This is a genomic window from Streptomyces albipurpureus (genome assembly GCF_023701525.1).
Classification (GTDB): Bacteria; Actinomycetota; Actinomycetes; order Streptomycetales; family Streptomycetaceae; genus Streptomyces; species Streptomyces albipurpureus.
Genome location: NZ_JAMQAW010000032.1, coordinates 61435 through 84244, shown reverse-complemented (window position 1 = coordinate 84244; position 22810 = coordinate 61435). Strand labels below are relative to the sequence as shown.

The window sequence follows — 22810 nt, the reverse complement described above, 5'->3', positions numbered from 1 at the left end:
AACTGCGCCGCATGATCAGACTGGAGTCCGTGGTGATCGCGGTGTTCGGGGCACTGCTCGGGCTGGCGTTGGGCCTGGTGTGGGGGGTGGCCGTCCAACAGGTGCTGGCGCTGGAGGGGCTGACCGCGTTCGCGGTGCCCTGGGGCACGGTCATCGCGGTGGTCGTCGGGTCGGTCGTGGTGGGTCTGGCGGCGGCGGTGCTTCCTGCGTTGCGCGCCTCACGCATGAATGTGCTGACCGCCATCGCCCACGAATAGTCCATCGCCCGCGCGGAGTGCCGACCACTCGACCTGACCTCGCTGGGGTGGGGCATCCCCCCACCCCGGCCCGCCAGTACCCGGCCTCGACCGGCTGCACCGCACCAGGACCGATGGCCGGGCCTACCCGAGGACGGTGCGGGTACGCGAGGGGTCAGCCCCGTACACCCGTACGCGGCGACAACGGCAACCAGGCCGGGACCGAGCGGAGGAAAAGCGGGTGGCGATGCCATGTCGGGCCATGCTTGGCTCGGGGCCATGACAACACGGATTGACCCGTTCACCCCCGCCGAGGTGCGGATTCGGACCGCTCGTGTCGATGAGGCCGAGACGGTGCTGGCGTTCTGGGCCGAGGCGGCGGAAGGGACCAGCATCACCGATGACACGGCCGGCGTGACCCAGCTGATCAGCAGGGATCCCGAGGCGCTGATCCTGGCGGAGTCCGCGGGCACGATCGTCGGCACGGTGATCGCCGGCTATGACGGCTGGCGGTGTTCGCTCTACCGCCTGGCCGTGCTGCCCTCCCACCGACGGCTGGGCATCGGCGGGGCTCTCCTCCAAGCGGCCGAGACACGGTTTCTCGCCGTGGGAGGCCGGCGCGGCGACGCTATGGTGTTGGAAGTCAATGAGCGGGCTCAGCACGCGTGGGCAGCGGCGGGATATCGACGCGAGGACCACTGGCGACGCTGGGTGAAGCCCTACCCAGTGCCGGCCCATACCGGCTGAGACCGCCGCCACCTGTCTAAGAACGGTTTTGCCGGTCCTTTACCATGGGTGGACCTAACTCTCTGTATGAAAGGTGTGAGCGTCCGTCCATGGGCGAGCCTCCCAGTATTAGACATCGAGCATTCCTCCCGCCCCTGCCCGATCATGGGACGGAGGTGACCCGATGACCGAAGTGCTCCTCCTCCTTGTGGCGGTGCTGCTGTCCCTCGCCTGCGGTGTCTTCGTCGCGGCTGAGTTCTCCCTCACCACCGTTGAGCGCAGCGACCTCGAACGTGCCGCCGAGCGCGGCGAACGAGGGGCGGCGAGCGCCCTCAAGGCCGTACGCGGTCTCACCTTCCAGCTCTCCGGAGCGCAGCTCGGCATCACCGTCACCAATCTGGTCGTCGGCATGCTCTCCGAGCCCTCCATCTCCAAGCTGATCCGCGGACCGGTCGAGGACCTTGGGCTCTCCCCCTCCGTGTCGTCATCCGTCGCCCTGGTCATCGGTACCGCGCTCTCCACGGTCGTGCTGATGGTCGTCGGCGAGCTGGTCCCCAAGAACTGGGCGATCTCGTCCCCGCTGGCGGTGGCCAAGGTCGTCGCGCCCGCGCAACGACTCTTCACAGCCGCCTTCAAGCCCCTGATCAGCCACTTGAACAACACGGCCAACCGCATTCTGCGCCGGCTCGGGATGGAGCCGACCGAGGAGCTGGCATCGGCCCGCAGCCCTCAGGAACTGGTCGCACTGGCCCGGCACTCCGCCAAGGAAGGCGCCCTGGAGGCGGACACCGCGGAGCTCTTCGTCCGCACCCTCAACCTCTCCGAACTCACGGCCGAGAATGTGATGACCCCACGAGTCCAGGTGACGGCGCTCGAAGTGCAGGCGACCGCCGAGGACGTCGCCAACGCCACGCGTGCCACCGGTCTCTCCCGCTTCCCCATCTACCGCGGGAACCTGGACACGGTCGTCGGTATCGCGCACATCAAGGACGTCCTCGCCATCCCCGCGGACCAGCGTCCGCGCCGGAGCGTGTCCGAGGTCCTACGGGAGCCGCTGCTGGTCCCGGAGACCTTGACGGTGGACCGGCTGATGGATCGGTTGGGCGCCAAATCCACCATGGCCGTCGTCATCGACGAGTACGGCGGCACGGCCGGTGTGGTGACGATGGAGGACATCGTCGAGGAGGTCGTCGGCGAGGTGCGGGACGAACACGATCCGCATGAGACACCGGATCTGGCCGCTGCCGGACAGGACGCCGACGGCAGATCGCTCTGGTCCGCTGACGGTGCCGCCCGCACCGACCAGCTGGAGCGGGTCGGACTGCGGGTCCCGGAAGGTCCGTACGAGACACTTGCCGGCCTGATCGCGACCGAGCTGGGCCGCATCCCGGCCGAGAACGACCGGATCGACCTCCAGGGATGGCGGCTCGACGTGGTGGACGCCTCCGGCCGCCGGGCGGCCCGGGTGATGATGCACGCACCCCCGCCATCCGCCGGGGACGACGGTGACGGCGCCCGTGAGTCCCGGTTCGGGGCCGGGTCCGACGCTTCAGGGGAGGCCGGACGATGATCGCGATCCAACTACTCATCGGCCTGCTGACCCTGGTCGTCAACGCGTTCTTCGTGGGCGCCGAGTTCGCCCTGATCTCGGTGCGCCGCAGCCAGATCGAGCCGGAGGCAGAAGCGGGCAACCGTCGGGCCCGCAGTGTGCTGTGGGGGCTTGAGCATGTGTCGGCGCTGCTCGCCGCAGCCCAGCTCGGCATCACCCTGTGCACCCTGATCCTCGGTATCGTCGCCGAGCCCGCGATCGCTCATCTCCTGGAGCCGGTGTTCAACTCGCTCGGGGTGCCCGAGGGCGCGGTTCACCCGATCTCGTTTGTGATCGCGCTTTCCCTGGCGACCTATCTGCATATGCTGCTGGGCGAGATGGTGCCCAAGAACATCGCACTGGCCGAGCCCACCCGCACCGCTCTGCTGCTCGGCCCGCCGCTGGTCGCCGTCGCCCGGGCACTGCGTCCGGTGATCTTCACGATCAACGCCTTCGCCAACACCCTGCTGAGGCTTCTGCGCGTCGAGGCCAAGGACGAGGTGGCCGCGACCTACTCGGATGCGGAACTGGCCCGGATGGTGCGGGACGCGGGCGATGCGGGACTGCTCGACGACCGTTCGGCCGAGCGACTGCGTGACGCCCTGGAACTGGGCAGACGCCCGGTCCGCGATGTGATCATGCCGGTGGACCAGATTGTGTACGCACGGGTGGGAACCACTCCGGAGCAGTTGGAGCTACTCTCCGCCGAGTCCGGTTTCTCCCGTTTCCCGGTGATCGACACGGGTCGCAACATCCTGGGCTACCTCCATGTGAAGGACGCCCTGGACGCGACCCCGCGCGATGTGCCGTTCCCGGTCACCGCGATGCGCCCGATCGCCCGGGTTCGGGCCGCCACGCCGTTGGACGACGCGCTGACCGCCATGCGGCGCAGCCGTACCCATCTGGCCGCCGTCCTGGACGAGGAAGGCAGGCCGGAGGGCCTGGTGACGATGGAGGACGTGCTGCGCGAGCTGGTGGGCGCCCAGGACTGATCGCCGGTTCCCCCAACGGTTCGGCCCCGATCCCCCGCGGATCGGGGCCGAACCCCTTTGCACCCGGGGCGAGCACTCCCCGTACGGGTGGGTGGCGAAAGCCCGACCACCGCGCCCGCGCTCCCCACGCTCACGGCGCGGGTCAACTCGGTGCGGGGCGACACGTGCGATCGCCGTCTGCCGGCGTTCGAGGACGGCGGTCTCCGGCTCCGCCAGCGCTCGCGTCGGCGCGCTGAGCGGCAGTCACCCAGCGGGTTCCCCACCACGGGACAGAACCGAGCACCTACCGCGCGGTAGTATCGCAGCGCCATGGACATGAGTGCCCACTACACAAGCTTTGTCGCCGTTGGTGATTCATTCACCGAGGGCATGTCGGATCTGCTGCCGGACGGTACCTACCGCGGCTGGGCGGACCTCCTCGCGGCACGGCTGGCCGCTCGTACGGAGGGGTTCCGGTACGCGAATCTGGCCGTACGCGGCAAACTCATCGGCCAAATCGTCGACGAGCAGGTCGGTACGGCGGCGGCGATGCACGCGGATGTGGTGACCCTGGTCGGCGGCCTCAATGACACCCTGCGGCCGCAGTGTGACATGGGGAGGGTCCGCGGACTGCTGGAGGAGGCCGTGGAGAAGCTGGCGCCGTCGTGCGGGCAACTGGTGCTGATGCACAGCCCGGGGCGCCAGGGCCCGATGCTCGCCCGGTTCCGTCCGCGGATGGAGGAACTGTTCGCCCACATCGACACACTCGCCGCCCGCCATGGCGCGCGGGTGGTGGATCTCCACGGCTCCGGGGCCCTGGGTGACCCACGGCTGTGGGACGAGGACCGGCTGCATCTGACGGCGGAGGGTCATCGCCGGGTGGCCGAGGCGGTCTGGCAGACACTGGGCCTGACCGCCGAAGACGACTGGCGTACGCCGCTGTCGACCGCGGTACCCCAGCGATGGGCAGCGCGGCGGACAGCCGACCTACAGTTCGCCCGGCGTCATCTGGGACCCTGGATCGGCCGTCGGCTGCTGGGACGCTCATCCGGTGACGGCCTCCCCGCGAAGCGGCCCGAACTACTGCCCTACGAACCGCCACAGCCCTGACGGGGGCCTTGCCAACAACGCAACGGGGGCGCTGGCCTACCAACACCGCCAGCAGACCCATGCCGGGTGTCTGCGGTGGAGTCGGCCGCCCTCAGGGCTAGGACCGTGCTCGGCACCGGCGCGGCTACCCGCCACACCCCTCGGCGGCTGATCACCCGCTCATCTCCAACGGACCGCGTGGTGTGTTGGGTTTCTGGTCGCGGTGCGCCCGACATCAAGGTGTGCGGGGTGGCGGTTACGGGCAGCGCAGGAGCCTCCCGACTCCCGGTCGGCGGGTAGGGTCGATGGCTCAACGGGTAGAGCATTCTCCCCCTGGCCCATGGGTTCCCTCCCTCTGTGTGCACGCAGGCCGCGGCTACTTCCCCGCAGCGGATTCCACCACATCCCTTTCTGATCTCAGGGCCTGACGGTGGGGCATATTTCCCTTTTTCTCAGTTGATTACCTCTGAACTCCCTCAAGTCCGCCCTACCGTCCTGCCCGCCTGGGAATGATCCGCGCATGAAAAAGAAGAGCAAGAGGAAGAACAGGAGACGTCGTTGGAATTCGGCCGGCGCGATGCTCAGTCTGGTGGGCAACACCATGGTCCTGACCGCGGTCACCTCACGTCCCGACCACTATGACGTGAGCCCGACCACCCTGTGGGTCGCGTGGCCCATCTGGGCGCTCTGCCTCATAGGCACGACCTGGCTGGTCGCTTTCAGCCGCCCGTAGCCCACCCCGCCACCCTTCGCAACGGGCACGGAGACGATGGGGACACCTCCGGGACCCATGGGTCCCGCACTCCCCGGGGTGCAGTGGAAACGAGCCGTGCGGTTGCGACACGTCCCGCCCCCGGAAAACACACGCGGCCGAAGGCTTGGGGCGCACCCTGCGCGGCCCCGCATCGGGAGGGTCAGCTCGACGTGCACTGCGGCTGGGGGAATGAGTCCATATGCTTCGAGTCCTCGGTCAGGCCGAGGTGCTCGCGGAGCGCGCGCTGGCCGGTGTCGGTGATGGCGACGGCGCGGGTGGTACCGATCCGAGTGATCCATCCGGCGTCGAAGGCGTGGAGGCACAGGGCCGCGCCGACGGTTCCGGCCAGGTGGGGTCGGCGTTCCGTCCAGTCCAGGCACGAGCGGACAGGCGGACGCCGGTTGGTGGGGGTGAGTGTGATGCCGAGTTCGGCCAGCCAGGCGGTGCCGTCGCCGGTGATCGTCAGCCCCCGCTCCCAGTCCAGCAGTCCCCGATCGGTCATGGCCCGGGTGATCGCGACCCCGAGGGCGCCCGCGAGGTGGTCGTAGCACGTGCGGGCCCGGGCCAGGGCCCGGCTTCGGCTGACAGCCGGCAGCGAGCCGGTTGGCGCAGCGCGTCGAGGGGCTCGGGAGGCGAGATTCTCGATCAGTGCCGCCGTATCGGAGTCGGCCAGGCGCACATAGCGATGACGGCCCTGGCGCTCCTGTGCCAGCAGTCCGCCGGTGACAAGGAGGTTCAGATGCCCGGTCGCGGTCGAGGCGGCCACTCCGGCGTGGCGCGCCAGTTCGGTCGCGGTCCATGCCCGACCGTCCAGCAGCGCCAGGCAGAAGCTCGCGCGAGTGCTGTCGGCCAGCAGACCGGCGAGGGCGGCCAGGTCCGGGCCGTGGCCATGCGCGTGAGTGCTGTTCATCATCGTCCATCATCCACCAGCGTCCCTTCGGCGCGTGCCGAAGAGTCCTCGCCCTACCGTCGCTCCCATGAACACCATCACACCCGGCGGCGTGTCCGCCCACACCTCGGGCGATCATGTGACCATCTCGCCGAGCATCCTGTACTTCGGAACACCGGTGGTGCTGCTGTCCACGGAGAACGAGGACGGCTCCTTCAACCTCGCACCGATGTCGTCGGCCTGGGCACTGGGCCAAGTGATCGTCCTGGGCGTGGGCATCGAGGGGCAGACCGCGCACAATCTGCGCAGCCGCCGTGATCTCGTGATCAGCCTGCCCGCGCCGGCTCAGTGGTCGGCGGTAGAGCGGCTTGCGCCACTCACCGGGCGCACCCCCGTACCCGCGGACAAACGCGATGGCTTCCGCTTCGAGCCGGACAAGTTCGCGGCCGCGGGCCTACGGCCTGAGCCCTCCGAGCTGGTTCGACCGCCCCGGGTTGCCGAATGCCCCCTCCAACTTGAGGCCCGTGCCGCCAGGGTCCAAGCCGACGTCTCGGCAGAGTTCCTCATCATCGAAGCCCAGGTGCTCAGGGTCCATGCCGATCCGCGCATCGTTCTGCCCCGTTCTCAGCACATCGACCCGGCCAGGTGGAGCCCGCTGATCTACAACTTCCGCCACTACTACGGACTCGGCCCCGAGCTGGGCCGCAGTTTTCGTTCCCGGACGCCTCGCTGAGGCCTGCGGCGCTTACCGGACGCCGTCCCCCAGCGGACCGGCACCGGGGGGAAGAGTCGCGGCCAAGCTGGCGGTGTTCCTCGACGTTGCGGGAGGTGTGCTGGGCATCCTGGGGTCCGACGCGTTTCCGGTGGGTGTCGCACTCGCCGCGGTGCTGCTGCTCCCGTTGCGGGCTGCCTTCCGCGTCGACGGCGGTAGGCCCCTTCGACAAGTCACCTCGGTGTGCGGCCGGTCCTGCGGGTCGCTGTCGTTGTGCTCATCCACGGCGGGGTTCTCACCCTATGGGGCGTGACAGGAAACCAACGCCCAGCTACGAAACCGCCGGTGCGACAACGGGTGCCCTGCGGGGTCTGTTCCTGTGCGACACCCTGATCCCCATCTACCGGAACGGGAGCCCTCTTCACCAGTCGGCCGTTCACCAGGGTTGTCACCCGCTTGGCGGGCTGCGCTGGTCACGTGGGGGTCGGTATCGCTTGCCGCTGCTCCCTTCCTGCGTTCTCCGCGGATGGCGAATCGAAAGAGGCAAGGCAGGACCGCCCCGCACTGGTCGCTTCGGTGCTGGTGGCCAGTCTCGGGTTGGTGTTGTCCGTCATCACAGCCGTTCATCCGGCGCAGGTCACCGAGGGAGCTGGGATGGCGCGGGAGACTGTTCTTCAGTCGCCCGCGACGGATGCCCGCGGCCGCGGATTCGCTACGCCGGTGGCTGGTCCGTGACGCCGCCGTCGCCAAAGGCCCGGAGGCCTTCGGCGACGGCCCTTTTTGTTGTCCAGAGCCGCAGGTTTCGCGGGACGCTGGAACCCCGTGCCGCGCGCGATTCCTGGAGTCGGTTCACCCGGAAGTCCTGACCTGGACTTTTCCACTCCGTACGGGCTGCGAGGACTCCCCCGTACGGTGGGTAAACTCTCGCCATGTGACTGCTGCGTCTGCGAAGCCTCGTATCCCCAATGTCCTAGCCGGCCGCTATGCCTCGGTTGAGCTGGCCGCCCTGTGGTCCCCCGAGCAGAAGGTGAAGCTGGAGCGTCAGCTCTGGCTTGCGGTACTGCGTGCCCAGAAGGACCTCGGCATCGAGGTTCCCGACGCTGCTCTCGCCGACTACGAGCGCGTGCTTGACCAGGTCGACCTGGCGTCGATCGCCGAGCGGGAGAAGGTCACCCGCCATGATGTGAAGGCTCGGATCGAGGAATTCAACGCCCTCGCCGGGCATGAGCAGGTCCACAAGGGCATGACCTCGCGCGATCTGACCGAGAACGTGGAGCAGCTACAGATCCGGCTCTCGCTGGAGCTGACGCGCGACCGTACGGTGGCGGTCCTGGCGCGCCTGGGCAAGTTGTCGGCCGAGTACGCGGAGCTGGTGCTGGCCGGTCGTTCGCACAACGTCGCGGCGCAGGCCACCACGCTCGGCAAGCGCTTCGCCACGGCGGCCGATGAGCTGCTGGTGGCGTACGGCCGCCTGGAGGACCTCCTCGGCCGCTATCCGCTGCGCGGGATCAAGGGTCCGGTGGGCACCGCACAGGACATGCTGGACCTGCTGGGCGGTGACGCTGAGAAGCTGGCCGACCTGGAGCAGCGCATCGCCGGGCATCTCGGATTCGCCCACGCGCTCACCTCGGTCGGTCAGGTCTATCCGCGCTCGCTCGACTACGACGTGGTCACGGCCCTGGTTCAGCTGGCCGCCGCGCCTTCCTCGCTGGCCAAGACGGTCCGTCTGATGGCCGGGCACGAGCTGGTCACCGAGGGCTTCAAGCCGGGGCAGGTCGGGTCGTCCGCGATGCCGCACAAGATGAACACCCGCTCCTGTGAGCGGGTGAACGGTCTGATGGTGATCCTGCGCGGCTACGCCTCGATGACGGGTGAGCTGGCCGGTGACCAGTGGAACGAGGGCGATGTGTCCTGTTCCGTGGTGCGTCGAGTGGCACTGCCGGATGCGTTCTTCGCCTTCGACGGTCTGCTGGAGACCTTCCTGACGGTGCTGGATGAGTTCGGGGCGTTCCCGGCCGTCATCGCCCGTGAGTTGGACCGCTATCTGCCGTTCCTGGCGACGACCAAGGTACTGATGGGTGCGGTGCGGGCCGGAGTGGGTCGCGAGGTTGCCCATGAGGCGATCAAGGAGAACGCGGTGGCATCCGCTCTGGCGATGCGTGAGCGGGGCGCCGAGCGCAATGAGCTGCTGGACAAGCTCGCGGCGGATGAGCGCATTCCGCTGGATCGAAGCGAGCTGGACGCCCTGATGGCCGACAAGCTCTCGTTCACGGGTGCCGCGGCCGACCAGGTCGCCGCGGTGGTCTCCCGTATCGAGGAGATCGTCAAGCGCCACCCCGAGGCGGCTGGCTACACCCCGGGGTCGATCCTCTGACCCCCGCCGAACTGGAGGCCGCCCGCGACCGCGTCATTGACGATGTGGTCGCGGACGGCCTCTCCGTGCTCTTCTGCGGGATCAACCCGGGGCTGATGTCCGCGGCGACCGGTCACCACTTCGCCCGGCCGGGCAATCGCTTCTGGCCGGTGCTGCACCGCTCGGGATTCACCCCGCGGCAGTTGAAGCCGGACCAGCAGCGGGAGCTGCTCGGCTATGGACTGGGGATCACCAATGTGGTGGCGCGGGCGAGCGCACGCGCCGACGAGTTGGACGACGAGGAGTTCCGCGAGGGTGGGCGCCTCCTCACGGCGAAGGTACAGCGGTGGGAACCCCGCTGGCTGGCCGTGGTCGGAGTCACGGCGTACCGCACGGCGTTCTCGCACAAGAAGGCGCGGATCGGGCCGCAGGAGCGCACCATCGGGGAGACAAGGATCTGGGTGCTGCCCAACCCCAGCGGGCTGAACGCGCACTGGAGTGCGGCGGCGATGGCGCAGGAGTACGCCAAACTGCGGGAGGCGGCACAGGCATCGGGCCTGGGCTGACGCTGTCGGTGCCCGACCGGCCGCCATACGGTCACTCGCGGGGGATGCCCAGCCCACCGGGGGCCAGCGGGGACCTACCTACCCGGTCACCCGGTGGGCGCGCGGAGGGGTTGACCTCAACTCGGCGTCCTGCTCGGTCAGGTGAACGTCGGGCGTGGATGGCGCCCGAGGGGGCAGCCGCGCTGGGCATGCGTCCCCAACAGTTGGTGAGGAGGTCGGTGGTTGGGCCCACCCACCAAGGATGAATCGGTACAGAACTACACTCTCTGGATATGAAGTCGATCGAAAACCGGTCGGGTGAGAACTTCTCCACCGCCGGCCGGACAAGCGCTTTGGCCAGGTGAGGCGCCGCTTGGACGGTCTCTGTTGGTTAAGGATCGGATGCGTTGCGTTGCAGCCCGTGCAGCAACCGTGCACGTCGTTCGGCCAGCGAGTACCATCCGGCAGACACACGCGCCCGAACTGCACGAGTGAGGGCTGGAAGGAAACATGGTGGGGCGGCTGACCGGCGGTGATCCGTCGCTGCTGCGGCGGATCAACTCCGCGGTGGTACTCCATGCTCTGCGAGGCGCGGGCTCTCCGACGCTGACAGATCTCACCCGAGTCACCGGCCTGTCACGGCCGACGGTGGAGGGTGTGATCGAAGGGCTGATTGAAGCAGGACTGGTCGCAGAATCGGTTCCCGAGGAGGGCGAGGCACGCCGCCAGGGCCGACCGGCCAGACGGTTCCGGTTCCGCGTGGAGGCGGGCCATCTCCTCGGCGTTGAAATCGGCCCCCACCGGATCGCCGCGCTGGTCTCCGGGCTGGATGGTCGCATCATCGGCGCGGGGTCCCGAGAGGTGTCGGAGACGGCGTCCGCGGACGATCGGCTGGAGCGGGTGCGGCTGGTGATCGCGGATGTACTGCGACGGACGGGGATCGCTCGGACCAGCCTGCGGGCTGTCGGGGTCGGCTCCCCGGGGATCGTCGAGGCGGATGGAACGGTACGACTGGGTACCGCGCTTCCCGGTTGGACCGGTCTGGCGCTGGGACAGCGCCTCCAGCGCTCGTTCCGCTGCCCCGTGCTCGTGGAGAACGACGCCAACGCGGCAGCCGTAGCGGAGCATTGGAAGGGCTCCGGAAAGGACTCGGACGACATCGTCTTCGTCCTCGCCGGACTCAGTCCTGGTGCGGGTTCGCTGATCGGGGGCAGGTTGCACCGCGGTTTCGGCGGTGCGGCCGGCGAGATCGGCGCGCTGCACCTGTTGGGACGTGAAGTGTCCCCGGAGACACTGCTCTCGCACACGGACGAGCCGCTCCATCCGCTGGACGAGCAGGCGGTGGCCAATGTCTTCGCCCTCGCCCGGCACGGGGACCCCCGCGCCAAGGCGGCGGTTGAGCGCTTTCTCCAACGGCTGGTGCACGATGTGGCGGCGTTGGTGCTCGCCCTCGATCCTGAGGTCGTGGTGATCGGGGGTTGGGCGGCAGGGTTGGACGGTGTGCTCGACCCGCTCCGCGACGAGCTGGCGCGGTACTGTCTGCGCCCGCCGCGGGTGACTCTCTCGCTCCTCGGTGAAGCAGCCGTGGCGACGGGTGCGCTGCGACTGGCGCTCGACCATGTCGAGGAAGAGCTGTTCGCGGTGGAGGGAACGGTGACGGCCCGCCACTGAGCCGAGGCTCGTGCGGCGGGCCGAAAGGTCCTGGGTGCCCCTCTCTGCCGAGTGCACGGCAGGAGGGGCCTACTCGGGGCGCGCGCTCAGGAAGCGCGGCGCTCCTCAGCGTGGTGGCTGATCTCCACGTCACCGGTGTCACCGAAGGTGAGCCGGCAGGTGTCAGCACGATAGGTCGCGACGGTCACGGCGGCGGTCCTGCCCTGCGAGAAGTACCGCGTGGTCACCACGAGCACGGGTGCCCCGGGGAGCCGGTCGAGCTCCTTGGCGTCGTCAGCACGGGCCGATCCCAGCTCGACCGAGCGGTCCTGGCCATCGAGGTCAAGACGCTGGAGCTCACGCAGCACGGCACGGGCCCTGGAGGGTCCGGAAGGTGCGTCTATGGCCGAGAGATCGGGCACGGACGTGGCGGGAACGTAGAGCAGCTCGGCCGCCACCGGGTGTCCATGGGAGACCCGCAGCCTGCGCAACGCATACGTCTCGTCTTCGATGCCGGTGCCCAGCATCCGGGCGACCGGTGCCGGCGGTACCGCCTTGGCGCAGTCGTATGACTGCCAGGTGTCCTGGGCCGAGCCCGGCCATGCCTGGCCTGCGGTGGAGACATCCACTCCGACGCGCGGCGGTGCGACGGTGGTTCCGACGCCGCGGCGTCGCTGAAGCCGTCCCTCCAGCTCAAGCTGTTCGAGAGCTTGCCTGAGCGTGGCTCGGGCAACCCCGAATCGAGCGGCGAGGTCCCGCTCGTTTGGCAGGATCTCGCCCACCGAAAAGTCTGAGTCGAGTGCTTCTCCGATCACGTTCTTCAGGTGCCAGTACTTCGGTTCCGGCACTGATTCCAGCTGCGTGGTCCCCACCCTGATCCTCCGCATTTCGCCGTGTCAGCGGCGGCTTTTCCGCGCCCTTGTTTATTAAAGGTTCCTGCACTATCTCAGCCGACGATAAGGCGATGAGGCACCTTGGTCAAGACCAATCCTGCATCGCCGCACCAGAAAATCGACTGCCTTATACAAGCGTTCATAGGGCGTTCGCATCGCGGCGAAGTGCGCTTTGCGCACAGTCCGCTTCTTTTCGACTTTTCGGACAACGGCCTCTGACGTGCGAAGCCGTGATTCAAAGGGATGCGATCGCGGCGAGTTTGTCAGGATTGCGCACGATGTAGATGCACTGAATGAGACCGTTCGCGATCTCCAGCTGGACGACGGTGTCCGGCTTTCCGGCGGAGAGGGCCAACAGGGCAGGAGCGCCGTTGATCTCCGCGAAGAGAAACTCCGCGTCCGGGATCGGGGTCCGGGCGATGGCGACGAGGAAACGCCCGATCCTGTCCGAGCCCGCCATGATCCGCAGTGGACCCCGGGACTTGCCGCCGCTGTCGCCCACGAGCCGCACATCCGGCGCGAGAAGGACCAACAGGGCGTCCAGGTCGCCCCCGGAGGCGGCGGTGAGGAAGCGCTCGGTGAGGTCCCGACACTCCTCGGGATCGACGTCGTACCGAGGCCTGCGTTCCTCGACATGCCTGCGCGCCCGCCCCGCGAGTTGACGTACGGCCGCCTCGGAACGATCGAGCGTGACGGCGATCTCCCCATAGGGATAACCGAACGCCTCACGCAACACGAACACCGCGCGTTCCAACGGAGAGAGCGACTCCAGCACCACAAGGACCGCAAAGGAGACCGATTCGGCCAGAACTGCACGTTCGGCAACGTCGGGAATGGTGGCCGCGAGGTCCGTGGAGATCGGTTCCGGAAGCCATGGGCCCGCATAGGACTCACGCCTGGACCGAATCCGGCGGAGCCGATCGATCGCCAGACGGGTGGCGATCCGCACAAGATAGGCGCGCGGTTCACGGACCTCGGAAGCAGCCGCTCCATCGCCTGCTTCCCGGGCTGACCAGCGCAGCCACGCCTCCTGCACTACGTCCTCGGCATCGGCGGCCCGACCCAGCATTCGGTAGGCCACTGCCATCAGCACGGGCCGGTGTTCTTCGAAGACGTCGGTCAGGGTGTCGGTCGCCACCCACCCATCCCAGCCGAAAGGGTGCCCGGGTGTCCAGCCGGGACAAAGCCACCCCGGCTTGAAGTGTCGGTCCCCTTGAACTCGAAGCTACCGAACGGTAATCATTACTGACATCCCGTCTACAGCAGCCGTACAGGGGCGACACGAGGGAGCAGCAGCCGTGGTAGCAAGTATTTCGTTCTCCGTCGCATCACCCCAGGGCAGCCGAAAACTGTCCGTTTCATATGAAAGGGCGGGGGCTGGAGAGCCTTTGCTCCTGCTGCACGGCATAGGGCACCACTGGCAGGCCTGGGAACCGGTCATGGGCATCCTGGCCGCCGGGCGCGATGTGATCGCCGTGGACCTGCCAGGATTCGGCGCCTCCCCGCCGCTGCCCCCTGGAGTGCCCTACGACCTGTCGACGGTCGGGGCTGTTCTCGGCGGCTTCTGTGAGGCGTTGGGCATCGACCGCCCCCATGTCGCGGGCAACTCCCTGGGTGGGCTGCTGGCTCTGGAGTTGGGTCGAGGGAGACTCGTGCGGTCGGTGACCGCGCTGTCGCCCGCGGGATTCTGGAGCGAGGCCGAACGGCGGTACGCGTTCAGCACGCTTCGGGCCATGCGTACGGGCGCCAGGGCGCTGTCACCCGCCCTGATCGACAGCCTGTCCCGGACGGCGGCCGGACGGATGGCCCTGACCGGGACCATCTACGCCCGCCCGGGGCGCCGTTCGCCCGATGCCGTGGCCGCTGAGACCCTGGCGTTGCGCGGAGCCACGGGGTTCCACCAAACGCTCGCCGCCGGCGGAGCCGTCCTGTTCAGGGACGACGTCCCGGACGTTCCCGTCACCATCGGCTGGGGCACCCGGGACCGACTGCTGCTGCGCCGCCAGGGCATTCGGGCGAAGCACATCATTCCGGGGGCCCGTCTGGTGCGGCTGCCCGGCTGCGGCCATGTGCCGATGAACGACAACCCGGGCCTGGTAGCGCGAGTACTCCTCGACGGCAGCAGCTGACGGAGAGCGGCCGACGACCCCACCCGGTCGTCATCGCACCGCGGTCTCGCCACTCTGATCGGGACACTGCGGTCGGGATCGTCGCGGACGAAATCGTCCCGGTCGGGATCGCCCTGGTCGGGATCGTCCTGGTCGAGGCCGGGGCTCTCCCCGCTTACTCCGACAAGCCCACGGCCTGATGACGGAGGGTGCCGCAGGCGGTGTCCCTCACCCCTCCCCGTCTCGTAGGAAGCCCGCGAGCCGGCGGTAGGAGTCCGCGCTTGCCCTCAGGTCGGGAGCCGGACCCCGCGGGCGGTCCGATGGGACGTCAGCGGGGCTGGCGCCCGGTCCGGTCGATCTGTCCGGCCCTCTCCGACGGTCCCGGCCGCCTGCCGTCCTCCCGCGCGGGTACCCGGCTGACGTTCTTCGTAGTGGCTCCGGTGGGGTCGTCGCGCTCCTCTTTGACGGAGGTCCCCACCGCACCACGCTCACCGAACACCCCGGAGCCCAACGCGGCGCCGGCGCCGACGAGTACGCCGCCGGCAGCCTGTGCGGCGCCCAGGGTGCCGGTGCCGACGAGCGGTGCGGTCAGGGCCGCCGTGACGGGGATGAGGCCGGTGAAGAGGGTGGCGCGCTCGGCGCCGATGCGCTGGATGCCCATGTACCAGGTGACGAACCCGATGACCGTGACGATCGCCGCCTGCCAGACCAGTGCCACTGCCTCTGCCCCATCGGGCATCCGAACGAAACGGGAGCCGTCCAGAACCAGGCCGACGATCGTGGACTCCACCGCGGCGACACCACAGACGCAGGCGGTGAGCAGCCGGGGGCCGAGCGGGCGCAGGACCGGAACGGCCAGGATCGCAAAGCCGACTTCCCCGATCAACGCCGCCACCGACCAGACGATGCCCGCCGTGTCCGCGCGGCCCCACCCCTGGACGGTGAACGCGCCAGCCGCCACCAGGAGGGCTCCGTACAACACGGGGCGGGTGGGGCGCCGGTGGTCGAGCATCGGTACGAGCACCGCGACGATCACCGGCGCACAGCCGACGAACACCCCCGGGACAGCCGGTTCGGCGGTGCGTTCGGCGGCCAGGATCGCCAGGTTGAAACCCACCATGCCGACCCCGGCGACCAGCGCGATCCGACCCCACTGGGCCGGGGTCAGCGCGCGCACCGGGCGGAGTGCCGCCCGACCTCCGAGCAGGGGCAGAAGAAGCAGAAAGGCGAGTGCGTACCGTACGGCCTGGCCGCCGGCGTAGGGGTACTCCCCCAGGACGCTGTTGGCAGTGAAGGAGGCTCCGACCAGGCAGTAGGCGAAGGAGACGAGCAGCACGCCTCGCAGGGCCTGGGGGTTCGTACGGGGTGCGGGGTGGTGGTCCATGGAAGTGACGCTAAGGATCACGGCGGCCCTCCTTAAGGTCCACTTCCAGTGCGTCATCGGGGACCAGTTGCCCAGCGAGGTCGCGGTCGACCACGGACCGACCGTTCGCGGTGGATCATGGTGAAGGGCCGGGCGCTCGATCGGGTGTCGTGATCGAGCCACGAGGGACGTGAGTACGGGGATGAGCCGGCCGGGTCGCTGCGGCTGTGGGCGAGGAGAAGGAGCGGATGCGGTGAGGGATCGAGGGGAAGGCGGGGCGCGGGAAGGAGGGCGCGCCGAGCACCAGGCGCCCTGGGCGACCGCCTGGGAGCTGCTGCTGCCCGCCGCGGCGGCACCCGCCCGTCAGCGGGGTCGCGCGCTGCAGTCCGCACTGCGCGACGCGGTTCGATCGGGACGGCTGGTGGCACGCACCAGGCTGCCCTCCAGCCGTGAACTCGCCGCCGACCTAGGGGTCTCGCGCGGACTGGTCACCGAGGCGTACGAGCAGCTGACCGCGGAGGGATATCTGCGCAGCGACCGGGGCTCGGGCACCTGGGTGGGGGACGCGGCACGCTCCGGCGTGCGGACGACGCGGGATCTCGCCCCCCGTACTCCCGGCCTGCGAGTGGACTTCCGCCCTGGGACGCCTGATCTCTCCCTCTTCCCTCGGACCGCGTGGGCCGCGGCGCACAAGTCGGTGCTGGCCCGGCTGCCTCATCATGCGCTCGGCTACCCCGACCCCAGGGGTCTGCCCGAACTTCGGACGGCTCTGGCGGCGCTGCTCACTCGGCGGCGCGGGGTGGTGGCCGATCCCGAGTGCCTCGTGGTGTGCTCGGGGGTCACTCAGGCGACGGCCGTGCTCGGTTCCCTGCTGCACGACCGTGGCGAGCGGGCGATCGGCGTCGAGGATCCGGGAAGTCCCAGCCATGGCCCGGTGTTCACCAGCGTCGGACTGCGCATGGCCGCTCTGCGGCTCGACGGCGAGGGACTGGCGATGGAGCCGCTGTACCGCTCGGGGGTACGTGCGGTGATGGCCACCCCAGCCCATCAGTTCCCCTCCGGAATTGCCTACTCCGCTCGGCGGAGGATCGAACTCCTCGACTGGGCGCGATCGGTGGACGGCCTGATCATCGAGGACGACTACGACGGAGACTTCCGCTACGACCGGGCCCCGGTGGGCGCGCTTCAGGGGCTTGATCCCGAACGTGTGGCATATAGCGGCTCGGTGAGCAAGTCCTTGGCCCCAGGCCTACGACTGGGTTGGCTCGTCGTGCCGGAACGGCTGGTCGACGCGGTCGTCGAGCGCAAGCGCACGATGGATCTCGGCAACCCGGCACTTGATCAGGCGCTGCTGGCGGACTTCATCGGCCAGGGCGGCTATGACCGCCAGCTGCGGCGGTGCCAGCGGGCGTATCGGGAACGGCGCGACGCACTCGTCGGAGCGCTGGAGGCGGGTTTCCCAGGGACCGAGGTGAGCGGTATCGCCGCGGGACTGCACATCATCGCCAGGCTGCCGGCACGGCATGGCCCCGAAGAGCTGTTCGCGGAGCGGGCGACTCGGGCGGGTGTGGGCGTACGACTGCTCTCCGACCACCGGATGCCGTCGGCCGGGGCAGTGGACAGGGCGAACCCGACCGAGGGGCCCGCTGGGAACGACTCGACCGTACGGCCGGACCCGTCCGGCTCGGCCCCGGCGACGCCGCCGGGGGTACCAGGCGCGGTCATGGGCCCGACGGGACCGCCTCCTTCGACGGGCGGGCCGGGAGCTCCGGGCGGTCCCGGGGTGAGCCTGGTGCTGGGGTACGCCCATCTGACCCCCTCCGAGATCGCCCGGGGGGTTGGACTGTTGGCCGGCCGGGCACCTGGCTGAGTGCGCTACGGACGAGCTGGCCCCGTGGGTTCCGGGGTGCGTGCCCGGCGCCGGGAACGGGCCGCCCCGGCGACCGCAGAAAAATCACCGAGGCGGCGGTGACCAGGAAGAACTCCGAACATTCAGCGGCTTCTGGCAGCTGAGCGGCGCCGCCGCGAGCGGTAGTTGTCAGTGCCAGGTCTTACCGTCCATTGCATGACGCGATCAACACAGGCGCTCGCCTATGTCCGCCCGTCCGCCCTTGAGTCCTCGGTGGACGGAGGGCTCCTCGGGCTGGAAACCTCGGGTGGGCTCACGCCGGTGGGTGCACAGCCGCACCCCAGCTTCTTCGCCGGCTTCCTCACCTCACCGCAGACAGCCGCGCGCGGCCTGCTGGCAGTCGCCGATGTGGCGGCGGCCCGCTATGTGGACCCCACTCCGCGCCCGCTGCTCGATCCTGTGGTGACGGGCAATGGCGACCGGCTGCGATTCGAGTCCTTCTCGGGCTGTTGCGGGGTCTATGCCCGTCTGGATGTGCTCCGTGAGGGGTTGGACGGTCAGGAGACCGGGCGGGGCACCACCAATGTGGACGTCAACAATCCGCTGCGGCAGGCCCTGTCCCGACTGACCGGGGACAGTCCGCTTCATCTGCGCGTGGGCCCCGGGGAGTTGGCGGTCACCACACTGGACGGCTCGGTGGTGGAGAAGAAGGTACCGCTGCCGGATCGCTGGTTGCGCGGATTCGCCGAGGCACAGGTAGCCACGGCGGGATTCGATCTACGGGCCGAGTTGTCCGCCGTGGAAGCCGTGCGCTTCCTGCGGTCGCTCCCCAAGTCGACAGGTCGGGCGTCTTGGGGGACGAGGTGGGTGGTGCCCTCGGGAAGGACCCTCCGGCCGACCACTCGGCCGGTGGCGGGAGCGATCAGTCTTCCGGGGCCGGAGCGGCTGACCACACTCCAGCGGGTACTACGCCACGCAACCGCACTGCGGGTGTACGGGCCGGCCACCCCCGGCGCACTCCCCGGGGGGTCGGCCGGGGCAACCTCCACCGCCTGGGAAGTCGTGCTCCCGGGGATGCGGTTGACGCTCACCCTCTCCCCCGAGACGCGTCGAGGGTTCTCCGGCGAGGGCGGTGTGCTGGAAGCACTGGCCACCGAGGAGGCCGCCCAGGACGCCGAGTTGATCTCCGTGCTACTCGCCTGGGAACCCGTGATCGATCCGGCTGATCTCGCGGCCCAGTCCGGTCTGACGGTGGCGCGGGTGCGCGCGGCCCTGGTGCGGCTCGGTACGGCTGGCCGGGTGGGCTATGACGTGGCTGACGCGGCGTACTTCCATCGTGAGCTGCCCTATGACGCCGACCGGGCGGAGCGTCACAATCCACGTCTGGTCGCGGCCCGTGGTCTGGTTTCGGCGGGGGCGGTGGCACTGGATGGGCGGGTGGCCTCGGTGACCTCGGGCGCTCGGGTGTACCAGGTCAGGGATGTCGACGGAAAGCTGCGCTGCACCTGTGTCTGGTGGACGGATCACCTCGGTGGACGAGGACCGTGCAAACACGCGCTCGCGGTCCGTATGGTCCGGCGCGGAGCCACCGTCGGCACGTCCACCGACACCCTGGACGCTCCGGCCGTCGCGGCGGGAGAAGGCCGATGAACGAGCTTCTGGAAGCAGTGCGGCAGGGGAAGTTCCGGGAGGTTCCCGGTCTGGTGGAGTCCTTGAGCCCGGCCGAGCGCAAGGAGTGTCTGATCGAGCTGAAGGCCCTGCGCACCGAGTTCCGCGGTGCGGACTTGAGCCGTTGGAAGGACTGGCGGGAGCGCAGCAATGCGGCGGCCGCCCTACTGGTCGCGGGCACCGGCTGTCTCAGCGGAGCAGCAGCCGCTGCTTCCTGGCTGGGCGCCCGAGACCTCCGCTCCGCGGCCGACCCGCCCCGCAATGTCATGATTGACCTACTCAAGGGCAGGGATCCCGACTGGCTCGGTGATATCGCGCATCGGCTCGCCGCTCGTGCCTCGACCGCCCAGGGCGACTACTGGTTGATCAATCGCCTCGTCCAGCTGTCCGGTTGTGCCACGCCGACCACGGACGGCTATGTGTACGGCTGGGTCAATGACCTGCTGCGACGGTCGGGGAGGACCCACCGGCTGCGGACCAGGCTCGCGGAGGACCCGCAGACCCCTCTCCTGGTTCCGCGGCTCTTTGAGACTCCCCAGCTCGCCGGGCCTCTGGGCTGGTACTCCCACCCCAAGAACCCCGACCACTGGCCATCGGTGCTCGTCGGTCTCGTCCAGGACGGCGTGGTGGAGCGGGCGGTCCTGGTCGACGGTTGTGTCGCGCGGCTGCTGCGTGGCGGCAAGCCCGGCGACATGGGTTTCTTTCTGGGTCTGTTGCGCCAGTTGGAGCTGACTCCACAGGAGGAGGAAGCTCGCATTCCAGACTGGATCGGGATGGCCGCCGATGGCACGGCTCAGGTGGCGGCGGAGGCTCAGGGGGTGCTCGCTCGGCTGGCCGAGAGCGGTGCTCTGCCCGTCCGGGCCCTTGCCGAGGTGTCGGGCGCGATTCTGTTCCGTACCGAGAAGAAGCTGGTCCTGGCGCAGCTCTCGCTGCTGGGCAGGGTGCTGCGAGGACACACTCAGCGTCGGAAGAAGACCAAGGGCGCTCAGGGCGAGGAGGCGGCCAAGAGCTCCGCGGCTGTCCATGAGCTCCTGCGGGTGATCGCGGACGCCTTCGGCCATGAGGATCTCGGCATCCAGGAAAGGGCCTTGAAGTTGGTTTCTCGCCATCTGCTCCCTACCGACGGTGACCTGCGCGTTGAGCTGTCCGCGGCGGCCTCGTTCCTGAGCCGGATGCATCGCGCGGCGGCGATCGAGACCTTTGGGGCGCTGGAGGAGGAGGACCAGGAGGAGTACCAGGAGCTGCTGCCGGCGGTCCCCGAACCGGTCAGGCTCGCTCCCGCGACCGACTCGATGGCAGAACTGGTGGCGGAGCTGATGGTGGTGGTGCGCCAGCAGCGTGGGGACTCCGGCGGGTTCGAGCGCGCGCTGGACGGCTTGGTTCGCATGGCCCACCGCGATCGGGAGTCCCTGATCGTCGAGCTGCGCGGTGCGCTCGCGGACCGTTGGTGGATGCGGCCTCCCATGTCTGACCGGCGCGATCTCGATAACCACTTCGACAAGGGCTCCTACGGGGTGGAGGTGGCGCTTGCCGCTCTGCTGGGGCGGATCTCGGACAAGCACGTCCTGGGTGCAGCGGCCACACCGACCTGGCGGTCCGGTTGCCCCTACAGCGGGCTCATCGCCATCACCGCGGCCCGGGTGTGGGAAGTGGCACACGCGGTCAGACACCGACCGGTTCCCTTCCTGCTCTCAACCCCGACCGGGGAGAGCGGGGTCCTCGATCCCGAGGTCCTGATCGGTCGGCTACGGGAGTATCGACGGCTCGGTCTGGAACCCCTGCCGACCGACTTCACGCAGGCGCTGTTGCGGGTCTCCCGGGACAACGGTGAGTGGGACCCGGGTGTGTTGGTGGAGGCCGCGGCGCAGTTGGGTACGGACGCGGGCGACCGGCTCGCCCTCTGGCTCAGCGGGGATGGCCCGCTGCTGCGTGCCCTGGAACCGGATCGGCTGGATGAGGCAGGCGGGACGAAGGAAGTGGCCTCCGGCGGCCTACTGCGGCATCCTGCCCGGGCAACACGACGGCTGCTGGACCGGACCCGCGAGCGGCTGGCCGTCCAGCGGGAGTTCCCGGCCGGATTCCGCTGGCTGAACCAACTACCGGACCCACGGCACCACCATGGCTACCCGTGTCTGAGCCGCTATGCGAACTGGCAGACCGTGGTGCCGCAGTGGCCAGCCGTACTTCCGCACCACCGGGACGCACTCGCGGGCTGGTTGGTGCCGGGGTTGTTGGAGGCCACGGTCGCCGATCTCCATGGCGGCGCGGATATCCGGGGCGTTTCATGGTGCCTGCCTCAGCTCGCCGAGGCGGCAGCCCCCAGCGGGGCGGCGGGTCCGGGGATGCACAGCGCTCTGGCGGCCGGTCTGGGAGTGCGTGTCGCCGATGACCGGCTGGCCGCGGTGGACGCGCTGTTGGTGCTGGCGGCCCGGCGGCAACTGGACCCCGATCTACTCGGCCGGCAGTTGGCCGAGTACATCGGGCATGGCCAGCTGAAGCCCAGTCGCGTCACGGACGCCCTGCGGACGGCTGCGACAACAGGTGCCTATGGAACGGTCTGGGCGATACTCGCCAGCGCACTACCCCGCCTCATTCGGTCGGAGAAGGCCGCCCGGGGGCTGGGCGCCCTGCTGACCGTCGCCGCAGACTGTGTGGAGCGTTGCGGTCCGCAGATCGGCTACCGGGCAACGATCACAACGGACTCGGCAGCCGTGGAACCCAGCGCGCCGGTGGACGCAGTCACCGGATGTGCGGACACCGAACCCACCACACGGGAGCCGAGGGCTTCCCCGTCAGCAAGCGCCCCGACTGCCGAGGCGGCGCCGGCCGAGACAGCCGGACCAGGGGGGACATCCACAGCCCGACAGCCAGCCGGGCAGGGGGAAGTCAGCGACGGACAGAAGTCCGCTCCAGGGGAGGTGACAGCAGCCCTCCCCTGGACACCGGCGCCCACCGCACCACCCACGCCCGTCCACTCTCCCCGTGCACATCCCGCAATGATCGAGGCAGAGGTCTCAGCGAACGGCCCGACGGACGCGGTTCGGATACCGGGTCTGGCGGAGTTGGCAGACCGTGGAGGCTCCTCCCAGTTGGTGAAGCAGGCGGCGAGGCTGATGGCGGCACTTCGCTAGTGGCGAGGTGCCCAGGGGCGAAGCGCCGCAGAGCGATCGCCAGGCTACGTCGTGAGGCTTTACCCATCGGTCATACAGCGTTCGTTGCCAGGCAACACGGCTCGGTCAAGGTGATGCCATGACCGAGTTGATGTTCGCGCGGAGTACCCGCCGTCCGCGCCACCGGCGGCGGGACCTCATCGGGCGGGCAGTGACTTTCGGGGCCGTGACCGCGGCCCTTCTCCTCACGGTCAGCGGGGTCATCATGACCGGCACCGGTACCGGCGGCGATAACGCAACCGATGC

Annotated in this window: 18 protein-coding genes; 14 read left to right on the top strand and 4 right to left on the bottom strand. The window is 69.2% G+C overall.

What is annotated here, in order from left to right; translation table 11 throughout:
* The 6 genes from NBG84_RS25780 to NBG84_RS25755 all read left to right on the top strand — a co-directional run.
* The coding region (locus NBG84_RS25780) for an FtsX-like permease family protein (RefSeq protein ID WP_250921988.1) at positions 1–257 on the top strand (257 nt) is incomplete at its 5' end.
* A 258-nt stretch (positions 258–515) separates the two neighbouring features.
* Entirely contained in the window at positions 516–983 is a 468-nt protein-coding gene (locus NBG84_RS25775) for a GNAT family N-acetyltransferase (RefSeq protein ID WP_250921987.1), read from the top strand.
* Positions 984–1146: 163 nt separating this feature from the next.
* The gene (locus NBG84_RS25770) at positions 1147–2532 is read left to right on the top strand and encodes a hemolysin family protein (RefSeq protein WP_250921986.1); all 1386 of its coding nucleotides are present in this window, start codon (positions 1147–1149) and stop codon (positions 2530–2532) included.
* The gene (locus tag NBG84_RS25765) at positions 2529–3542 is read left to right on the top strand and encodes a hemolysin family protein (protein WP_250921985.1); all 1014 of its coding nucleotides are present in this window, start codon (positions 2529–2531) and stop codon (positions 3540–3542) included. Before NBG84_RS25770 ends, NBG84_RS25765 begins: the two co-directional genes overlap by 4 nt.
* 309 nt (positions 3543–3851) lie before the next feature.
* Positions 3852–4631, top strand: a complete 780-nt coding sequence (locus NBG84_RS25760; RefSeq protein WP_250921984.1) for an SGNH/GDSL hydrolase family protein — start codon at positions 3852–3854, stop codon at positions 4629–4631.
* A gap of 499 nt (positions 4632–5130) precedes the next feature.
* Entirely contained in the window at positions 5131–5343 is a 213-nt protein-coding gene (locus tag NBG84_RS25755; protein ID WP_250921983.1) for a hypothetical protein, read from the top strand.
* A gap of 181 nt (positions 5344–5524) precedes the next feature.
* Here NBG84_RS25755 and NBG84_RS25750 read toward each other — a convergent pair whose 3' ends face one another.
* On the bottom strand, positions 5525–6274 hold the full coding sequence (locus NBG84_RS25750) for an ArsR/SmtB family transcription factor (RefSeq protein WP_425608702.1): 750 nt from the start codon (positions 6272–6274) through the stop codon (positions 5525–5527).
* A gap of 67 nt (positions 6275–6341) precedes the next feature.
* Between NBG84_RS25750 and NBG84_RS25745 the strand changes: the two genes are divergently transcribed.
* The 4 genes from NBG84_RS25745 to NBG84_RS25730 all read left to right on the top strand — a co-directional run bounded on the left by NBG84_RS25745 (position 6342) and on the right by NBG84_RS25730 (position 11534).
* The gene (locus NBG84_RS25745) at positions 6342–6986 is read left to right on the top strand and encodes a flavin reductase family protein (RefSeq protein ID WP_250921981.1); all 645 of its coding nucleotides are present in this window, start codon (positions 6342–6344) and stop codon (positions 6984–6986) included.
* A 910-nt stretch (positions 6987–7896) separates the two neighbouring features.
* Positions 7897–9339 carry an adenylosuccinate lyase gene (gene purB / locus NBG84_RS25740; protein WP_250921980.1) on the top strand — a complete coding sequence of 481 codons (1443 nt, stop codon included), beginning with the start codon at positions 7897–7899 and terminating at the stop codon, positions 9337–9339.
* Positions 9336–9884, top strand: a complete 549-nt coding sequence (gene mug, locus NBG84_RS25735) for a G/U mismatch-specific DNA glycosylase (RefSeq protein ID WP_250922124.1) — start codon at positions 9336–9338, stop codon at positions 9882–9884. The genes purB and mug overlap by 4 nt, the downstream gene beginning before the upstream one ends.
* Positions 9885–10376: 492 nt before the next feature.
* Positions 10377–11534, top strand: coding sequence for an ROK family transcriptional regulator (locus NBG84_RS25730; RefSeq protein ID WP_250922123.1), 1158 nt, complete (start codon positions 10377–10379; stop codon positions 11532–11534).
* 86 nt (positions 11535–11620) lie between these two features.
* Here the strand turns inward: NBG84_RS25730 and NBG84_RS25725 are convergent, their stop codons facing one another.
* Entirely contained in the window at positions 11621–12385 is a 765-nt protein-coding gene (locus NBG84_RS25725) for a GntR family transcriptional regulator (protein ID WP_250921979.1), read from the bottom strand.
* A gap of 256 nt (positions 12386–12641) precedes the next feature.
* Complete coding sequence (gene sigJ / locus NBG84_RS25720) at positions 12642–13544, bottom strand: RNA polymerase sigma factor SigJ (RefSeq protein WP_250921978.1); 903 nt, start codon at positions 13542–13544, stop codon at positions 12642–12644.
* Between the two features lie 160 nt (positions 13545–13704).
* On the opposite strand from sigJ, the gene NBG84_RS25715 reads away from it, so the two are divergent.
* Entirely contained in the window at positions 13705–14535 is an 831-nt protein-coding gene (locus tag NBG84_RS25715; protein WP_250921977.1) for an alpha/beta fold hydrolase, read from the top strand.
* A 307-nt stretch (positions 14536–14842) separates the two neighbouring features.
* On the opposite strand, the gene NBG84_RS25710 is transcribed toward NBG84_RS25715, so the two are convergent.
* Positions 14843–15898, bottom strand: coding sequence for a DMT family transporter (locus tag NBG84_RS25710; RefSeq protein WP_250922122.1), 1056 nt, complete (start codon positions 15896–15898; stop codon positions 14843–14845).
* A 181-nt stretch (positions 15899–16079) separates the two neighbouring features.
* Here NBG84_RS25710 and pdxR point away from each other — a divergent pair, with 181 nt between their 5' ends.
* The 3 genes from pdxR to NBG84_RS25695 all read left to right on the top strand — a co-directional run bounded on the left by pdxR (position 16080) and on the right by NBG84_RS25695 (position 22525).
* Positions 16080–17747, top strand: a complete 1668-nt coding sequence (gene pdxR / locus NBG84_RS25705) for a MocR-like pyridoxine biosynthesis transcription factor PdxR (RefSeq protein WP_250921976.1) — start codon at positions 16080–16082, stop codon at positions 17745–17747.
* A gap of 195 nt (positions 17748–17942) precedes the next feature.
* Positions 17943–19376 carry an SWIM zinc finger family protein gene (locus NBG84_RS25700; RefSeq protein WP_250921975.1) on the top strand — a complete coding sequence of 478 codons (1434 nt, stop codon included), beginning with the start codon at positions 17943–17945 and terminating at the stop codon, positions 19374–19376.
* Positions 19373–22525: a DUF7824 domain-containing protein gene (locus NBG84_RS25695; protein WP_250921974.1), complete on the top strand. Its 3153-nt coding sequence runs from the start codon at positions 19373–19375 to the stop codon at positions 22523–22525. Before NBG84_RS25700 ends, NBG84_RS25695 begins: the two co-directional genes overlap by 4 nt.
* Positions 22526–22810 lie beyond the last annotated feature (285 nt).

What these genes read in the sequence shown, in the direction of transcription:
- NBG84_RS25760 (WP_250921984.1), top strand. Translation starts at nt 3,852, where the DNA reads ATGGACATGAGTGCCCACTACACAAGCTTTGTCGCCGTTGGTGATTCA.
- NBG84_RS25710 (WP_250922122.1), bottom strand. Translation starts at nt 15,898, where the DNA reads ATGGACCACCACCCCGCACCCCGTACGAACCCCCAGGCCCTGCGAGGC.
- NBG84_RS25770 (WP_250921986.1), top strand. Translation starts at nt 1,147, where the DNA reads ATGACCGAAGTGCTCCTCCTCCTTGTGGCGGTGCTGCTGTCCCTCGCC.
- NBG84_RS25755 (WP_250921983.1), top strand. Translation starts at nt 5,131, where the DNA reads ATGAAAAAGAAGAGCAAGAGGAAGAACAGGAGACGTCGTTGGAATTCG.
- pdxR (WP_250921976.1), top strand. Translation starts at nt 16,080, where the DNA reads ATGAGCCGGCCGGGTCGCTGCGGCTGTGGGCGAGGAGAAGGAGCGGAT.
- NBG84_RS25750 (WP_425608702.1), bottom strand. Translation starts at nt 6,274, where the DNA reads ATGAACAGCACTCACGCGCATGGCCACGGCCCGGACCTGGCCGCCCTC.
- NBG84_RS25700 (WP_250921975.1), top strand. Translation starts at nt 17,943, where the DNA reads ATGACGCGATCAACACAGGCGCTCGCCTATGTCCGCCCGTCCGCCCTT.
- NBG84_RS25745 (WP_250921981.1), top strand. Translation starts at nt 6,342, where the DNA reads ATGAACACCATCACACCCGGCGGCGTGTCCGCCCACACCTCGGGCGAT.
- NBG84_RS25695 (WP_250921974.1), top strand. Translation starts at nt 19,373, where the DNA reads ATGAACGAGCTTCTGGAAGCAGTGCGGCAGGGGAAGTTCCGGGAGGTT.
- NBG84_RS25765 (WP_250921985.1), top strand. Translation starts at nt 2,529, where the DNA reads ATGATCGCGATCCAACTACTCATCGGCCTGCTGACCCTGGTCGTCAAC.
- NBG84_RS25775 (WP_250921987.1), top strand. Translation starts at nt 516, where the DNA reads ATGACAACACGGATTGACCCGTTCACCCCCGCCGAGGTGCGGATTCGG.